Source organism: Mycobacterium shottsii (assembly GCF_010728525.1).
GTDB lineage: Bacteria > Actinomycetota > Actinomycetes > Mycobacteriales > Mycobacteriaceae > Mycobacterium > Mycobacterium marinum.
Map to the genome: position 1 here is coordinate 3599885 of NZ_AP022572.1, position 16653 is coordinate 3616537.

The following is a 16653-nucleotide window of genomic DNA, read 5'->3' on the forward strand; positions in this document are numbered from 1 at the left end:
CAAGTGGCGATTCCTCACCTCCTACGGTGTAGAGGTGACCGAGACCGCGAGGGAGACCGGTAGCTGGCGAGAGCTGCTGAGCGGGCATCTGGGGACAGCCACCCTGCTGGCCGGCGGTGTCGCGATGTACGCGACCAACGAATTCCTCACCGTCAGCCTGCTGCCAAGCACCATCGCCGAAATCGGGGGCAGCCGGCTTTATGCCTGGGTGACGACCCTGTATCTGATTGGCTCGGTCGTCTCGGCCACCACGGTCAACGCGATGCTGCTGAAGGTCGGCGCTCGCATGTCGTATCTGATGGGGCTGACCGTGTTCGGCTTCGCCAGCCTGGTCTGTGCGGCCGCGCCGAACATGGAAATGCTGGTTGCCGGGCGGACCTTGCAGGGAGTGGCCGGTGGATTGCTGGCAGGGCTGGGTTATGCGCTCATCAATGCGGCTTTGCCGCACAACCTATGGACTCGCGGGTCGGCGCTGGTCTCGGCGATGTGGGGCGTCGCGACCTTGATCGGGCCCGCCACGGGCGGATTGTTCGCGCAGTTCGGATTGTGGCGGTGGGCGTTTGGCGTGATGGCGACGATGTCCGGGTTGATGACGCTCTTGGTCCTGGTCGTGCTGTCCAACGGGGTGGGAGTGGGCGGCGAGAAACCGGTGGCCCCGGCGCACAAGGTGCCGGTGTGGTCGTTGTTACTGATGGGCGCGGCCGCGCTGGCCGTCAGCGTCGCCGAAATCCCGCAGTATCTGGTGGCGACCGCCGGGCTGCTTGTCGCCGGCGCCTTGCTAGTGGGCATCTTCGTGATTGTCGACTGGCGCATGCATGTCGCGGTCCTGCCGCACAGCGTGTTTGGCAGCGGACCATTGAAATGGATCTACCTGACCATGTCGGTGCAGATGGTCGCCGCGATGGTCACGACGTATGTGCCGCTGTTTGGTCAGGGGTTAGGACACCTGACGCCGGTGGCTGCCGGATTCCTCGGTGCGGCTTTGGCATTCGGTTGGACGGCTGGGGAGATCGTCAGCGCTTCACTGACCAACCCCAGACTCATTGGGTACATCATCGCGGCAGCGCCGCTGGTAATGGCGTCGGGTCTGGCGCTGAGTGCCGTCACGCAGCGCGCGGATGCGTCGCTGCCGACCGTGGCGCTTTGGGCGCTTGCGCTGCTGATCACCGGGGCCGGTATCGGTATCGCGTGGCCGCATCTCACGGTGCGCGCAATGGATTGCGTCGACGACCCGGCCGAGAGCAGCTCGGCGGCCGCGGCGATCAACATTGTGCAGTTGGTCTCGGCGGCGTTTGGCGCCGGACTGGCCGGGGTGGTGGTCAATACCGCGACCGGCGGAGAGGTGGGCGCTGCCCGGTGGCTCTATACCGTCTTCACTGTGCTGGCCGCGGTCGGCTTCATCGCGTCCTACCAGGCGACCCACCGCGATCGTCGCTCACCGGGTTGACTTGATGACCTGCGAGTAGTGGAACTGCCATCGCTCGACGATGTGGAATCCCAGGTAGTGGGGGAATAGGTAGACGGGGGTTTTGCCGAACGCCGTCCCCGGCGACAACGCCGGCCCGACTTCATGGTCAGGAAGTGCGTTGTCGCGATTGGATATCGTCCACAACGTCGCGCACTTGTTGATCTTCTCCGTGGTCAGCCACACGGCAACATGGCCGTCCCACAAGGTGCCGACCTTGGGCCCGTAGGAGCCGCGCTCCACGTCGATCAGCGACCGGAACGCGGCCGGCCGGGCGGCCAGTAGCGCGCGGACCGGCCCCGGCTTCCAGGGCACGGTGTTGTCCACCAGCAGACAGTCTCCCGGTGCCGCATGGGCGCTGATGACATCGGCGACTTGGCTATAGTCCCAACCCTCCTTGGCGTACGGGCCGCGTTGGGTGAAGAAGTAGTTCGGGAACGCCGCGACGGCCAGAAGCACCACGACACCGGTGATGAGCCAGGGTTTGCGGGCGAGCGTGACGATGCAGACCGCCAGGATGACGGCGGCCGCCGGGGCGGTGAGGATCAGGTAGCGGGGGTAGTAGATCGGTTCGACGATCGCCGAGTACAGCAGGACGATGCCAGTGGGTATGACGACCCAAGCGATGCTGGCCAGCAGTAGCGGGCGCGTCCCCTCGCCCGGCCTCGCTATCCCGGTCAGCCGCACGGCGATAGCGGCGACGACAAGCACGCCGGCCAGGGTGGCGAACGCGACACTGTGGTCGAAGTATTGGCGATGCACCACGTCCAGGAACAGATTGCGGTTCAGCCTCGAGATCCATCCGACCTGCCAAACCTGCCCGTGCGCGAACAGCACGAACGGCGTCATTGCCCCAATCGCGACCACCGAGGTGATGGCCCACCAGATGCCGGGAGATTTTCGAGATTTCTTAGGGGACAGCAGCGGTAGCAGCGCGGCATAGACGGGCACCAACAACCCCAGGTTGATGTTGATCAGGATCGACACCATCAACACCAGCGCGTAGAGCAGCCATAGCCATGGCCGGTTACGCCGCACCGCGGCGACCAGCAGCACGGTCAGCCAGACCGCGGCCGCCACCGACAAGGCCGATGAGCGGGCCTCGATTCCCGCCCACGTCACCCGCGGCAGGATGGCAAAGACGGCACCCGCGCACAGCGCGGTGGAGCGTCCGGAGAACCGCTGGGTGAACACGACTACACCCGCGGCGGCACCGCCGATGGCCAAGCTGCTGGGCACCCGCGACCAGAATTCCGTCGGCGGAAAGATCGCATACCAGCCGTGCATCAGCAGGTAGTAGAAGCCATGCACGGCATCGATGTGGCCCAGCAGTTTCCACAGCTCCGGCAACGTCCGGTTCGCGGCGGCCGAAATCGTTGCGCCCTCGTCGAACCACAGAGAGGGCCTACCGGCCCAGGCGACGCTGATCAGCGTTGCCAGCAAAGCCATCAACCACGGGTCGAGCCGCCGGCCACGTGGGCGTACGCGATCGGCCTTGTCGGTAGCCGTCGCGCCCTGCTCGAGCGTCGGTGTGGACATGATGCTTGTCACTGTAAGGGCCCTGCGATGATCCTGGTCACGCGTCATCTTTCGGGGGTTGGGCGGGGTTTGACCGCGAGGTTTGGGGGGCCCGCCCCGCTGGGCGGCCTGTAATCGCGAAAAGTGTTGTGCTGCTTGGAATTCCAAAGACGGCGTTGAGGTTTGGGGGCGTTGTCGTTGGCAATAGTGTCCGATGAACCCCGCTGGCCAGGCAAATAGATGCTTGCGCCACGCCGTTCCGTTGTGGTTAATCTGAGCCACCTACATCAGGCAAAGAGATACTGTCTGGGGTTGGCGTAGCAACCGACACTGGGAGGTTTAATGGGCGCCTATGGGACCGTGGTGGTAGGAACCGACGGTTCGGACTCGTCGTTGCGTGCGGTGGACCGCGCCGCGCAGATCGCCGGTGCCGATGCCAAGTTGATCATCGCGTCGGCGTACCTGCCTCAGCACGAAGACGCGCGGGCGGCTGACGTGCTCAGGGAAGAAAGCTACAAGGTCACGGGAACCGCCCCGATCTACGAGATCCTGCACGATGCCAAGGAGCGGGCGCACAACGCCGGTGCCAAGAACGTCGAGGAGCGCCCGGTGGTCGGCGCTCCCGTCGATGCGCTGGTGAACCTGGCCGAGGAGGCGAAGGCCGACCTGCTGGTTGTCGGCAATGTCGGGCTCAGCACGATCGCGGGCCGGTTGCTGGGATCGGTGCCGGCCAACGTCTCGCGGCGGGCCAAGGTCGACGTGCTGATCGTGCACACCACCTAGCGGTCGAACTTTGCTGCCGGGTTTCCGGCTTCGCTTACGTCATTCGTTGACGTGATGGACGTCCGGTCCATCTGATGACGGCTCGTCGTAGCTGGGTCTGCCGCCGTCGAGGTGATGACGGCCGCTCGCACCGTTGTTTCATGCCTGCGGCCATCGAAGATTGCGCGCGGCGGCGCATCATATCAGAAATACTGTCGCGGCCTGGGAAATTCTGTGTTTTGATGACCTCAATCAGCGCATCCTCAGCTGTGCTGATCGCGTCCCAAGCGGCCTGGGTGAAAGTCCCGACATACCCGAGAAGCGCATCGAACACCCGCTCAGCCGCCCTTCGGACGTCCTGGTCGAGCACCATGCACACAGTCGAAAGTGTGCGTCGAACCTCAGCGGTCTCCGACGGCTGCAGGTCTTAGTAGTCGGCGCCATCGTCCACAATGTCGCGACTCTCGCTCGCCAATAGCCACACGGCCGAAACGAACTCTGCGCCAAGCTCCCGCTGCCGGTCCAGGGTCCTCGCCTGGCGCTCGAATTCACGGTTCGCCGCAGCGATCCGGTCTTGGCGCGCATCGGCTCGTCGCTGTGTGTAGACGACACCGCCGACACCGACGAGCGCCACGATCAACGACGGAATTCCGCTGATCAGTACACCAACGAGGGTCACATCAGCCACATGCGAATCGCTGCAAACCGGGTTGGTCGGGGGATCAACAACCCCAATACGCCTGCAGCCGGCGCGCCGGCTTGATCCTGGTCTTCGCCGTCGGACCTGCCATAGCGGATCCAGTGCCTGCGCAGTTGGCTTGCCCAATTCGAGGCAGAAGGCAAATCCGTGACCCGTAGTCTCGGTGCCGTGGGGACGTTCAGCGAACTGAGGGCGAAATTCGACCCTGACGATGATCGACGGCGGGGACAGCAGTTCGAGTACGTCTCCCAGTGGTTCCTAGAGAACGATCCGACGTACCGGCCGCTGCTGCGGCGGGTGTGGCTGTGGGACGATTGGCCGGGCCGGAGGGGCATAGACGCCGGCATCGACCTCGTCGCTGAGGACAACGACGGCAAGTTATGGGCGATCCAGGCCAAGGCCTACGCACCGTCGCACAGCATCAGCAAGCGTGACGTGGACAAGTTCGTCGCCGAGTCCAGCCGGTCGAAGTTCACGCACGGATTGCTTATCGCCACCACCGACAAGCGCCATCACATAGCCAAACGCCTGATGGATGACCTCGGAATTCCCTTCGTCGGTCTAACCCAATTGCGCGAGGCCGATGACTATCTCGACTGGCCCAGCACACCGGCTGCCTTGAGGCCTGCGAAGCCGCGGAAACCGAAAAAGCCCTGGGACTACCAGCACACCGCCATCAACGACGTTGTGAAGGGCTTCACTACCAATGATCGCGGGCAACTCATCATGGCCCGCGGCACCGGCAAGACTCTCACCGCCTGGTTCATCACCGACATACTGCAGGCTGAACGCGTACTGGTCTTGGTGCCCTCGCTGTCGCTGCTCAAGCAGACTATGCGGGAGTGGCAGACCGCCAACCCCAGAAAGCCATTCGCCACGTTGCCGGTGTGCAGTGACGAGACCGTCGGCAGCCTTATGGAGGACGCGACGGTGTCGCATACGAGCGACCTGGGTGTGCCGGTCACTACCGACCCCAGAATCATTGCGGAGTTCCTGCGGAAGCGGTCGGGCCCGCGTGTGGTTTTTTCCACCTACCAGTCCTCCCCGCAGATCGCCGCAGCCTTCACACTTGGACGGGTGCCGCAGTTCGACCTGGTGATCGCCGATGAGGCGCACCGGGTCGCCGGGCCGGTGTCCGGCGACTTCAGCACCGTGCTGAACGCGACCGCGATCAGGGGCAAGCGCCGGTTGTTCATGACGGCGACGCCGCGCTACTTCACAGGGCGGGTACTCCTCGAGGCCAAAAATGCCGACTACGAGATCGCCTCGATGGACGATCCGATCCGCTTCGGAGAGGTGTTCCACCGGTTGAGTTTCAGTGAGGCCATCGACCGCAAGCTACTCACCGACTACCAGGTAGCGATTCTTGGCGTGGACGACGCAACCTACCGGGCGTGGGCGGAGCGCGGTGCTCTCGTCACTCTGGATGGGAAGAAGATCACCGACGCCCGCTTGCTGGCAGGTCAAATCGGTCTCGCGAAGGCGATGAAAAAGTTCGACCTTCGCCGAACGATCAGCTTCCACAGCCGAGTCAAGACCGCGCGGGAGTTCGCGGCCTCCATGCCAACGGTGCTGGCCTGGATGCCTCCCCGGCAACGGCCCAACGGACGGCTGTGGTCGGACTACGCCTCGGGTGAGATGCCGGCGGGCGAACGCGGCATGCTCATCCGGCAGCTCAAGAGACTCGATGCTGGGGAACGCGGTCTGCTCGCCAACGCCCGCTGCCTGGCCGAAGGGGTCGATGTGCCTGCGCTCGACGGTGTCGCGTTCATCGACCCGCGCCGCTCCGAAGTGGATATCGTGCAAGCCGTCGGACGTGCGATCCGCAAGTCAGACAATAAGAAAGTCGGTACCGTCATCATCCCGGTGTTCATCGACTCCGAAGAGGACCCCGAGGTCGCGCTCGACTCCTCGGTGTTCAAACCGGTCTGGGATGTCATCAAGGCGCTGCGGGCGCACGACACCGAGCTCGGCGAGGAGTTGGACGCCCTCCGCCGAGAGATGGGCCGCAAGGGCGGCAAACCGCGCCTGCGCAAAAAAATTCATGTCGATGTGCCGGCCACGGTGGGCAAGAGCTTCGCTAACGCCGTCGAGGCCCGCCTGGTGGACGCGACCACCGCGCCGTGGCAATTCTGGTACGGACTGCTGGAGAAATATGTCGCCGAGCACGGCACTTCACGACTGAAGCCGGGCGAGGTCCTTGATGGCTTCAAGCTCGGAAGGTGGGTAGCGAACCAACGCGCCCGTCGCGCGGGCCTGAGCCAGGACCGTAGAAGCCTTTTGGAGGCGCTACACGAATGGACTTGGACGCCCCATATCGATCGGTGGGAAATGAGCTTTCAGGCCCTCGCCGACTACGTGGCGAACGCAGGAACCGCCGAAGTGCCAGCCAAGCTCGTCATAGATGGCATCAACCTCGGGGCGTGGGCTCAGGCCCAGCGTGCTCTCTACATAGCAGGCTCCCTCAATCCCGACCGAGCCGAACGTCTTGCAGCTTTGCCTGGATGGCGATGGGACCGCAACCTGATAGCCGAAGCCTGGGAGAAGGGATTCCGACATCTCATGCGCTATGTCCGTGACCATGGGACCGCCGCAGTCCCTGGATCGGGAACCATAGACGGGTTCCCCCTCGGCACGTGGGCCAGCCAGCAACGAAACAAGTACCAGAGCGGTCGACTTTCTCCTGCGCTGGCTGCTCGCCTTACGGCCCTACCCGAATGGACCTGGGGCATACGGGAGACACAGTGGGAGTCGGGCTTCCAGCGACTGCTGGCGTATATCGCCGAACACGGCGACGCCATGGTTCCTGCCAAGTACGTCACAGATGGCTACCGATTAGGGACATGGGTCAACTCGCAGCGGACCCGCTACATGGAAGGCAGCCTGGAACAACACCGTGTCCAGCGTCTTGAGGAAGTGCCCGAGTGGACGTGGGATGCCCGCGATGAAACATGGGAGGAAGGATTCCTCCGGCTTGGTAATTACGTTGCCGCACATGGCAACAGCCGAGTGCCGACGTCATACGTAGACGATGAGTTCAAGCTCGGGCAATGGGTTTCGGTCCAGCGAGTGACCTTCGCCAAGGGTAGTCAGCCAGAAGACCGCAAGAACAAGTTGGAAGCGCTGACGGGCTGGACCTGGGATGTGAAGACCGATCTCTGGGAGGAGGGCTTCCGCCGCCTGCAGGACTACGTCGGCCATCACGGCACGCCGCCCGCGCAGACCTACTCCGACAAGGATGGACTACAGGCTCGGTTCATGGGTCACCACACAGCGGCAGAACTTCGCGCAAGGGCGCTTGGAGCCGGACCGTGCCCACAGGCTCAAAGAGATGCCTTGCTGGTCGTGGAACAGTCGCGATGCCCAGTGGGAGGAGGGTTTCCGACGGCTCCAGAACCATGCGGACCAATACGGCAAGGCACAGGTTTCTCAAACGTACAAAGATGCAGACGGTTACCCACTCGGGTCGTGGATCACTACACAGCGCGTTGCCTATGGCAGAGGGGCCCTCCGCGCGGATCGGCAGCGCCGCCTGGAGATGCTGCCAGGGTGGTCGTGGGACCCACTCGCTGACGCCTGGGAAGCGCGCTATGCCCAGCTTGCCGACTATGTCACTAGATGCGGCACTTCCCGCGCGCCCCAATCGGGCGATGCTGACGAAGGCGTCTTAGGACGCTGGGTGCAGAAACAGCGGAACAACTTTGCCGCAGGGAAACTCAGTAGTGAGCAGATTAAGCGTCTGGAAGCACTGCCCGATTGGCGCTGGAGCAGGTTCAAGGCTGGCGCCAGGTCAAAGAGACTCAGTGACGACGAGAAGAGGGAGTTCCGTCGGCGTGCAGCAAGCGGCGAACCAATTCTTGAGCTTGCTGCGGAGTTTGGAATCGGGCGCACCACCGCGTACCGCTTGGTCGGAAGCGACTCATGATCGCGCGTTCATGAGGGGGAGCCAATCGCCTTCGAAGCCGCCCAGAGCAACCTCGTGATGGCGCAGTACCGCCAACCGCCAACAAACGCGCTACGTGCACCACCGGGCCGGCGCACCGGTACGGTTCGTTCCTGGCTCTAGGCGTCGTCGTTGGCGTGGGTCCGACGTTCTGGGCGCGCGTGTCCGCATGCTTCGTGGGTGACGAAGCGCGCGGAATACACGATGGCGCTCTACGAAGGGTCGCTGGCCGAGCCCGGCGATCGCAACCCATTCGCCGGCCGATCGCTGGTGCTCTCGAAGCCGTGGAGGCGCAGGTGCATGCGGATGCTTCGTGTACGGATCGACACCGGGCCGGCGAGGGCGCGCTACCTCGAAGCGTGCCGCGGCGTCTGACCTGGGGTGAGGTGTTACCCGCAAGTACAGTGCTAGTTTGCGTATATGGCTTCACGGACGGTCGACAAGGGACCCGTCGGACTACTCAAGCCGCCCCCAGTTGTGACGACCGCCGGTTCTGAGCGCGAACGTGTCCGCTTCCGTTGGGAAGCCGAGATGACGCAACTGGTTGCTTCTCAGGTTGGTCGACTCATGCCGCCGGGTGGCGCGCATGTGGTCGTTGGTGAAGTGCCGGCAGCGCAGGGCATCGCCGATGTGGTTGCCGTCCGATTCGACATTGACGCACTCCACCAGCGATTCGAAAGCGGCGTCGGTCCGATCACATCACCACTGCGAGTTCGGGTATTGAATCTGCTTCGGAGCGATCGGCCCGTTCGAACCTCGACACTTGCTACCCGCCTCGGCACCAACGCCACAGCCTTAACGCGTTCGACTCTCGGGCCGCTCGCCGACCTTGGGCTCGTTGAACTGCACGCCGACACCGTGAGGTCCAGCGGCGCCTGGCGACCAGTGCCGGCCCACATCACCGCTGTCGAATTGAAACTGAGTAAATGGCGGGACGCGCTTCGCCAAGCGGACAATTTCGCGACGAGCGCAGATCGTTCGTGGCTGGTTCTCGACGCGGCCCGATCCGCCGCCGCAGTACGCGAGAGCGCATTCATCGCTACCTTCGGCGTTGGTCTAGCAGTGATCAAGTCGACGGGCGAACTTCGGGTGGTTGCGCCTCCCCGCGGCCGGCGTCCCGAGCGATGGTTGCGCACGCTGATGGCCGAGCAGGTTTGGGCGTCCGCCGAGAGCGAGGTCGCCTCTGTAATCGCCGAGGGCCCGCGGCTACAGGCGCGCCCGCCAGCGATTGAGGTGGTCGGCCGTAGGAATACGCGCGGCGACAATCGCCGAGAGGCTGTCGCGGAACCTGATCGCGTCGTCGAGGCGATCAGCGACGAGTCGGCGGCGCTGCGCCACGGGCACGGCAGTCAACGCGGCAGTCTCTTGGGATGCGTGGCGGATTTGGTGGCGTTTGGCGAGCGCGGGATCGTGCGCGTTGCCCATCTGGAGACAGTCGGCGCAGCTACACGGCTGATACCCGGCTTCGTTCACAAGCTGTTCGTGGATGCGCCACGGCACGGCGCGGAGAAGCTGTGGCTCGAAATACGGGAGACTGGGTTGTTGGGGCCGAGTCATGGGCCCAGGGAGTCGATCATTCCACGAGCCCGCGGCCATGCCTCCGCTGAAACCCCACGCCCCCCAACCCATGGCGAGCCAACCGAGCCAACCTGACGACGGCAAGAAAATGTGGATGCCGTTCGCGCCACATGCTTCGACGACCTCTCGTAGCCCATCGAGGTGCTGGCGATCCTGGACCGGCGCCAACTCTAAGTGCGGGGAACGGAACACGATCCCGTCAGCCCTGGTCTGTACGACTGCGTTGAGCAAACGGGTTCGGTGTCGCTCTTCCCGAAGGTACGCGCGGTCCACGGTTATCCCCAGCCAGCAGTCATGGCCGGATACGCGGCTACGGACCTGCGTGGCGGCGTCGAGCACAGTGTTGAGTTCGGCTGGACGTGTGGCATCCATGGTCGGACACGGGGTGATCACGAACGAAGGGGGCCCGGCGTCCCCGCACAGACGTGCCGAGAGTTGGTGGTCAAGGCCCTGCTGCATCCACTGTTCCCACTGCGGTTGCGCCGTCGGTCGTGGTGTCTGCGCTAACCATGGAAAATGCGTACGTGACCTCTTGGTGTGGTCGCGATCGAGCAGATAGCCGTGCGGATCGACGATAGCCTCACCGCTGGCCCGCGCTTGGCGGTACAGCGGTTCAAGCGTCGTCGCCGGCGCGTTGAGCGGTCCGAAGCAGATGCCAGACCGTCCGGCAGGAGTATTCGCGAGTTCGTCTGCGAACGCGACCAACGGCCGGGCCTCGTTGCTGCCGTACTCCAACCAGAAGCTCATGGCCACATCGATTCGAGTTTCTGTCTGGCAGCGTCGGCGGTCGGGCGCTTATAACTCTGGTACGCACCGGCCAAGAGCAACCAGTCGCGCAGGCCCGCGGGGCGACTGCCTGGAACAGTCATGCCTCCTCGTAATCGGCTATCCCAGTCAGCGGGCAAGGTCTGCTCACCCCGCCAGAAGGGGTGCTGTCCTGACGCGAGTTCGGCGACGATGACGGCAACCGCCCAGATGTCGGTGCGGTCGAAGGCACGCTCGGCCGCTAACTGTTCGGGCGCCATGTAGGGCCAGGTGCCGCCGGCCCACGGATAGACAGTCACGGTCGTCATGTCAATTAACCGAGCCAACCCCAAGTCGATGATGACTGGCTGTGTCCAGTCGCCGTTGAGCAGCAGTATGTTCTCGGGCTTGAGGTCGCGGTGAAGCACGTGCGCGCGGTGCAGTTCATCGACGCCTTCGAGAACGGCGAGCGTGAATGCACGCAGCTGCCCGTCGTCGGGCTGGTTGCCAGCGTCGATGTGCTGACGTACGTCGCCCCCTTCCAGGAACTCGCTGAGAAAGTACGGGTGCTCTTTCCCGTCGTCAGCCGTGGTCAGCTTCCCACGACCGAACACCCGCACTACCCGCGGCGAATCGATGCGCTGCATAGCTTCGACTTCGCGTTCGAACCGCTCAGGCTCATATGCGCGCGTAATGACCTTGCAGGCCGTGACCGCCCCGTTCCGGACGATCCGCCAGCATTCCCCTATGCCGCTCGGCGAGCCGACACGCTCAGCCTCTTGACATGGGTCTAGAGCACGCTCGATGTCCGCCCTCGTTACCCCCATCGCCCTCTGACTCTAGGACACATGGTGATGCGAATGCAGCAAATTCACATCCGCGAAACTAGAGCACGCTCGCCGCCATCATCGCGGCCCGTATTTCGTCGGAGTCGACCGCGGTGTATCGCTCCGTGGTCGCGACGGATGAGTGTCCGAGCAGGGTTTGCACCGCGCGCAGGTTAGGGGATCCGCGGTACGCCCTCGTCGCGAAGCGGTGACGCAGGTGTGCGCTGTCCAGTGCTCAGGCAGCGCCGACGCCATGAGCTTGCCGACGTATTGGGGCGACAGGTGGCCGTCGTCGTCGCCGGAAAATAGGTAGCCGTCCACACCAGCGGCTATCGCCGCGGCCAGTTCGTCGCTGAGCGGCACGACACGCAGCTTCCCGCCCTTGCCGTGGATCAGGAGCTCGGCGCCGGCCGGCCCGCGCGTCAGGTCACGGCGATGCACCCGCGCAATCTCCACTCGGCGTAGACCGGCCTCGGCCGCGAGCCGCAACATCAGACGCACCCGCGGTTCTGCGCCGGCCATCGCGGCGGACCACACGGTATCGGGCGCCGGCCGTGGCGGCGGCGCAGCCGCACGCATCACCGGCAAGTCGGCAGCCGGGTCCGTCGGCAGGTGGCCGGCACGGCAGGCCCACCCGAAGAACGAGACGGCCGTGTTGCGGTAGCTGCGCCGCGTCTCGATGCTCCACGCCTGTCGGCCGAACCAGGCGAGGATCCGGTCGGCGGTGACTCGCGCCGGAGCGCAGCGCAGCCCGCAGGCCATGAACGCAAGGTGCCCGCGGCGGGTCGCGATGGTGGCCGGTGACCGGCCCGCCCCTGTCTCGGCCGCGAGGTAGGCCGCGACCAGCCCGGACCAGGCGGGCGGCAGCGGTCGCGGCGCAGGCCCGGTCACAGCGACTCGATCATCGTCGCCGCTAGGTCGAGCGCGCAAGCCACGCCTGCGCGGTCTGCGCACGGCCACTCGCCGGCCCGGACCGCCGCCGCGTGGGTGCGCATCGAGTGGGCCGGATCGCCCCGCAGACAGACGTCGAAGCTGAGCGTCGCGACCAGAAGCTCGGCGTCGTCAGCCGCCAGGCCGGTGAAGACGCCGGCGGCGTCGAGTTCTGCGTTGAGGTCGGCGAGGACCGCCGCGGTGTGTGTCATGCGCCGAAGCTAACCGCATAAAACTGGAATTGCCAAGGGCTGCAATGGAAGTCGTACATATGTCGCTACCAGCGCAAATGTCGGAAATTGGGCATATGTCGGTGGGCGAGCATATGTCGGCGCGGTTCGTATCCGGCGCGGTGTGGCTACCAGCCGCGCTCGCGCCACTGCGACAGGTGTGGTCGCTCGGCGCCGAGTGTCGTGTCGTCGCCGTGGCCGGGATAGACGACCGTCGCGTCGTCGAAGCGGTCGAACACCTCGGTTTCGAGGCCGCTCATCAACGAGTCGAAATCTTCCGGGCGTGTTGTACGGCCAGGACCACCCGGGAATAGACAGTCACCGGTGAACAGTTGGGTGACCCCGCCCGTGGCAGCCCCGTCCAGGGCCAGCGCGATGGATCCGGGGGTGTGTCCGCGCAGGTGGATCACGTCGAAGCTGAGCTCGCCGATTTGTACTCGGTCCCCGTTGGCCAACAATCTGTCCGGTTTGACTGGTAGTGGTTCGGCGTCGATCTCGTGTGCGGCCGTTGGGGCGCCGGTGGCTTCGGCCACCGCCTGCAGCGCCTGCCAATGGTCAAAGTGTTGATGGCTGGTGACGATCAGCGCGATCTTGGGAGCGTACCGCCGGATCAGGTCGATCAGCACCTCGGCGTCATTGGCGGCGTCGATCAGCAGCGTCTGCCCGCTCGCCGAACAGGTCACCAGGTAGGCGTTGTTGTCCATGGGGCCGACCGACGCCTTGAGGATGGTGGTACCAGGCAAAGTGCGCCGAGCCACGGTCCCGGGGTCGACGTGTCCGGTGTAGTTGTCATCGACGACGGTCATAGGCGCCAGGTTACTGCGGCGCCCGAGCCGGCCTGACCAAACCCCAACCGTCCCGCCTTGTTCAGCCCTTGTCATAGGGGCCACCTAGCATGGAATGCGGCCCATTCCGTGCCGCGTTCGTATTGGCTGAAATGGGGTCACAAGTCGGAAGCCCGACGGGCATTCCGGCAAACGAACTTCTGTGAAAGGGACAGCGTGGCTGACCGCCTGATCGTCAAGGGTGCGCGCGAGCATAACCTCCGCGGTGTCGACCTCGACTTGCCCCGTGATGCGCTGATCGTGTTCACCGGTTTATCCGGGTCGGGCAAGTCCTCGCTGGCCTTCGACACGATCTTCGCTGAAGGCCAGCGCCGCTATGTGGAATCACTGTCGGCCTATGCCCGCCAGTTCCTGGGACAGATGGACAAGCCGGACGTCGATTTCATCGAGGGACTTTCTCCGGCCGTGTCCATTGACCAAAAGTCGACCAACCGCAACCCGCGTTCGACCGTTGGCACCATCACCGAGGTGTACGACTACCTGCGCCTGTTGTACGCACGGGCGGGCACTCCGCACTGTCCGACCTGCGGTGAACGGATCGCGCGTCAGACCCCGCAGCAAATCGTCGATCAGGTACTGGGCATGGCGGAGGGCACGCGATTCCTGGTGCTGGCCCCGGTGGTCCGCACCCGCAAGGGTGAGTTTGCGGACCTGTTCGACAAGCTCAACGCCCAGGGCTACAGCCGGGTACGGGTCGACGGGGTGGTTCACCCGTTGACGGATCCGCCGAAGCTGAAGAAGCAGGAAAAGCACGACATCGAAGTGGTGGTGGACCGGCTCACCGTCAAAGCGGCCGCCAAGCAGCGGCTGACCGACTCGGTGGAGACGGCGTTGAATCTGGCCGATGGCATCGTCGTGCTGGAATTCCCCGACGATCACGATGAGCACGATCATCCTCGCGAACAGCGATTCTCCGAGAAACTGGCCTGTCCCAACGGGCATCCGCTGGCCGTCGACGACCTGGAACCACGGTCGTTTTCGTTCAACTCGCCTTACGGCGCCTGCCCCGAATGCAGCGGTCTGGGGATTCGCAAGGAGGTCGATCCCGACCTGGTGGTGCCCGACCCGGATCGCACACTGGCCGAGGGCGCGGTAGCGCCGTGGTCTACCGGCCACACCGCCGAATACTTCACGCGCATGCTCGCCGGGCTGGGGGACGCACTCGGCTTCGATGTCGACACCCCCTGGCGCAAGCTGCCCGCCAAGGCTCGCAAGGCAATTCTGGAAGGTGCCGACGAGCAGGTACACGTGCGCTATCGCAACCGGTACGGACGCACCCGGTCCTACTACGCCGACTTCGAAGGCGTTCTGGCATTTCTGCAACGCAAGATGGCGCAGACCGATTCCGAGCAGATGAAGGAACGCTACGAGGGCTTCATGCGCGACGTGCCCTGCCCGGTGTGTGACGGGGCCCGGCTCAAGCCGGAAATCCTGTCGGTCACCCTGGCCGCGGGGGAACAGGATGCAAAGTCGATCGCCGAGTTCTGCGAGCTGTCCATCTCAGACTGCGCAGATTTTCTGAACGCGCTCACCCTGGGTACGCGCGAGCAGGCGATCGCCGGTCAGGTGCTCAAGGAGATCCAGTCGCGACTCGGCTTCCTGCTCGATGTCGGGCTGGAGTACCTGTCTTTGTCGCGTGCGGCGGCCACGCTGTCCGGAGGCGAGGCACAGCGCATCCGGCTGGCCACGCAGATCGGGTCTGGTCTGGTCGGCGTCCTGTACGTGCTTGACGAGCCGTCGATCGGGCTACACCAGCGCGACAACCGTCGGCTGATTGAAACACTCACCCGCCTGCGGGATTTGGGCAACACGCTGATCGTGGTCGAGCACGACGAGGACACCATCGAGCATGCCGACTGGGTCGTCGACATCGGGCCGGGGGCCGGCGAGCACGGCGGCAGCATCGTGCACAGCGGGCCGTATCAGGACTTGCTCCGTAACCAGAGTTCGATCACCGGTGCCTTCCTGTCCGGGCGGGAAGGAATAGAAATTCCGACCAGCCGTCGGTCCGTCGACTCCCGCCGACAACTCACCGTGGTTGGTGCCCGCGAGCACAACCTGCGCGGTATCGATGTGGCGTTTCCGCTCGGGGTGCTGACCTCGGTGACGGGAGTTTCGGGTTCGGGAAAGTCAACACTGGTCAACGACATCCTGGCAGCGGTGTTGGCGAATCGGCTCAACGGCGCCCGCCAGGTGCCGGGCCGGCACACCCGCGTCACCGGGCTTGACCACCTGGACAAGCTGGTGCGTGTGGACCAATCGCCGATTGGCCGTACGCCGCGATCCAACCCGGCCACCTATACGGGGGTGTTCGACAAGATCCGCACCTTGTTCGCAGCCACCACCGAGGCCAAGGTCCGCGGCTATCAGCCGGGACGTTTCTCGTTCAACGTCAAGGGCGGCCGGTGTGAGGCCTGCACCGGCGACGGCACCATCAAGATCGAGATGAACTTCCTGCCCGACGTGTACGTGCCGTGCGAGGTCTGCCAGGGCGCGCGCTACAACCGGGAAACCCTCGAAGTGCACTACAAGGGCAAAACCATCTCCGAGGTGCTGGACATGTCGATCGAGGAAGCCGCGGAGTTCTTCGAGCCCATCTCCAGCATTCACCGCTATCTGCGCACCCTGGTCGACGTCGGCCTGGGCTACGTGCGGCTCGGCCAGCCCGCGCCGACACTGTCCGGGGGTGAGGCGCAACGGGTCAAGCTGGCATCCGAGCTGCAAAAGCGCTCGACCGGCCGCACGATCTACATCCTCGACGAGCCCACCACCGGTTTGCATTTCGATGACATCCGAAAGCTGTTGAACGTCATCAGCGGCCTGGTGGACAAGGGCAACACCGTGGTCGTGATCGAACACAACCTCGACGTCATCAAGACCTCGGATTGGATCATCGACATGGGACCGGAGGGGGGTGCCGGCGGCGGCACCGTCGTCGCTCAGGGCGCGCCGGAGGATATCGCCGCGGTGCCGGAAAGCTACACCGGGAAGTTTCTGGCCGAAGTCTTGGCCGCCCGGCGCCCATCGACTAGTGCGCGCCGGACGAACCGGCGGCGAAAAGTCAGCGCCTGAGTCCGCCGCGTCGGTTGGACACGGCGGACCGACTGGGTG

At 64.5% G+C, this 16653-nt stretch carries 12 protein-coding genes and 1 pseudogene; 6 read left to right on the plus strand and 7 right to left on the minus strand.

The features are described 5' to 3' along the window. Positions 1–34 precede the first annotated feature (34 nt). The gene (locus G6N41_RS16585; RefSeq protein WP_198965156.1) at positions 35–1447 is read left to right on the plus strand and encodes an MFS transporter; all 1413 of its coding nucleotides are present in this window, start codon (positions 35–37) and stop codon (positions 1445–1447) included. Here G6N41_RS16585 and G6N41_RS16590 read toward each other — a convergent pair. After that, the gene (locus G6N41_RS16590) at positions 1436–3052 is read right to left on the minus strand and encodes a mannosyltransferase (protein WP_231608544.1); all 1617 of its coding nucleotides are present in this window, start codon (positions 3050–3052) and stop codon (positions 1436–1438) included. The two genes, G6N41_RS16585 and G6N41_RS16590, sit on opposite strands and share 12 nt — an antisense overlap. 273 nt (positions 3053–3325) lie before the next feature. Between G6N41_RS16590 and G6N41_RS16595 the strand changes: the two genes are divergently transcribed. Continuing rightward, the gene (locus G6N41_RS16595) at positions 3326–3766 is read left to right on the plus strand and encodes a universal stress protein (RefSeq protein ID WP_198965157.1); all 441 of its coding nucleotides are present in this window, start codon (positions 3326–3328) and stop codon (positions 3764–3766) included. Between the two features lie 34 nt (positions 3767–3800). Here G6N41_RS16595 and G6N41_RS16600 read toward each other — a convergent pair whose 3' ends face one another. Both G6N41_RS16600 and G6N41_RS16605 read right to left on the minus strand, forming a co-directional pair. Beyond that, a complete protein-coding gene (locus G6N41_RS16600; RefSeq protein ID WP_198965158.1) occupies positions 3801–4115 on the minus strand; it encodes a hypothetical protein in 315 nt (104 codons plus the stop codon). 57 nt (positions 4116–4172) lie between these two features. Next, positions 4173–4433 carry a hypothetical protein gene (locus G6N41_RS16605; RefSeq protein WP_198965159.1) on the minus strand — a complete coding sequence of 87 codons (261 nt, stop codon included), beginning with the start codon at positions 4431–4433 and terminating at the stop codon, positions 4173–4175. Between the two features lie 309 nt (positions 4434–4742). Here G6N41_RS16605 and G6N41_RS16610 point away from each other — a divergent pair. The 3 genes and pseudogenes from G6N41_RS16610 to G6N41_RS16620 form a co-directional block, all read left to right on the plus strand. Further along, positions 4743–7430, plus strand: a pseudogene (locus G6N41_RS16610) (Helicase associated domain protein); the annotation flags it as partial. Between the two features lie 253 nt (positions 7431–7683). After that, positions 7684–8370: a Helicase associated domain protein gene (locus G6N41_RS28675; protein WP_231608545.1), complete on the plus strand. Its 687-nt coding sequence runs from the start codon at positions 7684–7686 to the stop codon at positions 8368–8370. 549 nt (positions 8371–8919) lie between these two features. Further along, positions 8920–10041, plus strand: a complete 1122-nt coding sequence (locus tag G6N41_RS16620) for a hypothetical protein (RefSeq protein WP_198965162.1) — start codon at positions 8920–8922, stop codon at positions 10039–10041. 668 nt (positions 10042–10709) lie between these two features. Here the strand turns inward: G6N41_RS16620 and G6N41_RS16625 are convergent. From G6N41_RS16625 to G6N41_RS16640, 4 genes are all read right to left on the minus strand, one after another. Next, positions 10710–11537: a serine/threonine-protein kinase gene (locus G6N41_RS16625; RefSeq protein ID WP_198965163.1), complete on the minus strand. Its 828-nt coding sequence runs from the start codon at positions 11535–11537 to the stop codon at positions 10710–10712. Positions 11538–11595: 58 nt separating this feature from the next. Then, the gene (locus tag G6N41_RS30055) at positions 11596–11769 is read right to left on the minus strand and encodes a tyrosine-type recombinase/integrase (RefSeq protein ID WP_407663827.1); all 174 of its coding nucleotides are present in this window, start codon (positions 11767–11769) and stop codon (positions 11596–11598) included. A gap of 655 nt (positions 11770–12424) precedes the next feature. Further along, positions 12425–12679: a hypothetical protein gene (locus tag G6N41_RS16635; RefSeq protein WP_198965164.1), complete on the minus strand. Its 255-nt coding sequence runs from the start codon at positions 12677–12679 to the stop codon at positions 12425–12427. Positions 12680–12825: 146 nt separating this feature from the next. After that, a complete protein-coding gene (locus tag G6N41_RS16640) occupies positions 12826–13503 on the minus strand; it encodes an MBL fold metallo-hydrolase (RefSeq protein WP_198965165.1) in 678 nt (225 codons plus the stop codon). A gap of 195 nt (positions 13504–13698) precedes the next feature. On the opposite strand from G6N41_RS16640, the gene uvrA reads away from it, so the two are divergent. Beyond that, positions 13699–16614 carry an excinuclease ABC subunit UvrA gene (gene uvrA, locus G6N41_RS16645; protein ID WP_198965166.1) on the plus strand — a complete coding sequence of 972 codons (2916 nt, stop codon included), beginning with the start codon at positions 13699–13701 and terminating at the stop codon, positions 16612–16614. The last annotated feature ends 39 nt before the right edge of the window (positions 16615–16653 follow it).

Excerpts from the sequence above, each read along its gene's own strand:
- G6N41_RS16595 (WP_198965157.1), top strand. The coding sequence starts at position 3,326 with ATGGGCGCCTATGGGACCGTGGTGGTAGGAACCGACGGTTCGGACTCG.
- G6N41_RS16625 (WP_198965163.1), bottom strand. The coding sequence starts at position 11,537 with ATGGGGGTAACGAGGGCGGACATCGAGCGTGCTCTAGACCCATGTCAA.
- G6N41_RS16590 (WP_231608544.1), bottom strand. The coding sequence starts at position 3,052 with ATGACGCGTGACCAGGATCATCGCAGGGCCCTTACAGTGACAAGCATC.
- G6N41_RS16620 (WP_198965162.1), top strand. The coding sequence starts at position 8,920 with ATGACGCAACTGGTTGCTTCTCAGGTTGGTCGACTCATGCCGCCGGGT.
- G6N41_RS16635 (WP_198965164.1), bottom strand. The coding sequence starts at position 12,679 with ATGACACACACCGCGGCGGTCCTCGCCGACCTCAACGCAGAACTCGAC.
- G6N41_RS16640 (WP_198965165.1), bottom strand. The coding sequence starts at position 13,503 with ATGACCGTCGTCGATGACAACTACACCGGACACGTCGACCCCGGGACC.
- G6N41_RS28675 (WP_231608545.1), top strand. The coding sequence starts at position 7,684 with ATGGACTACAGGCTCGGTTCATGGGTCACCACACAGCGGCAGAACTTC.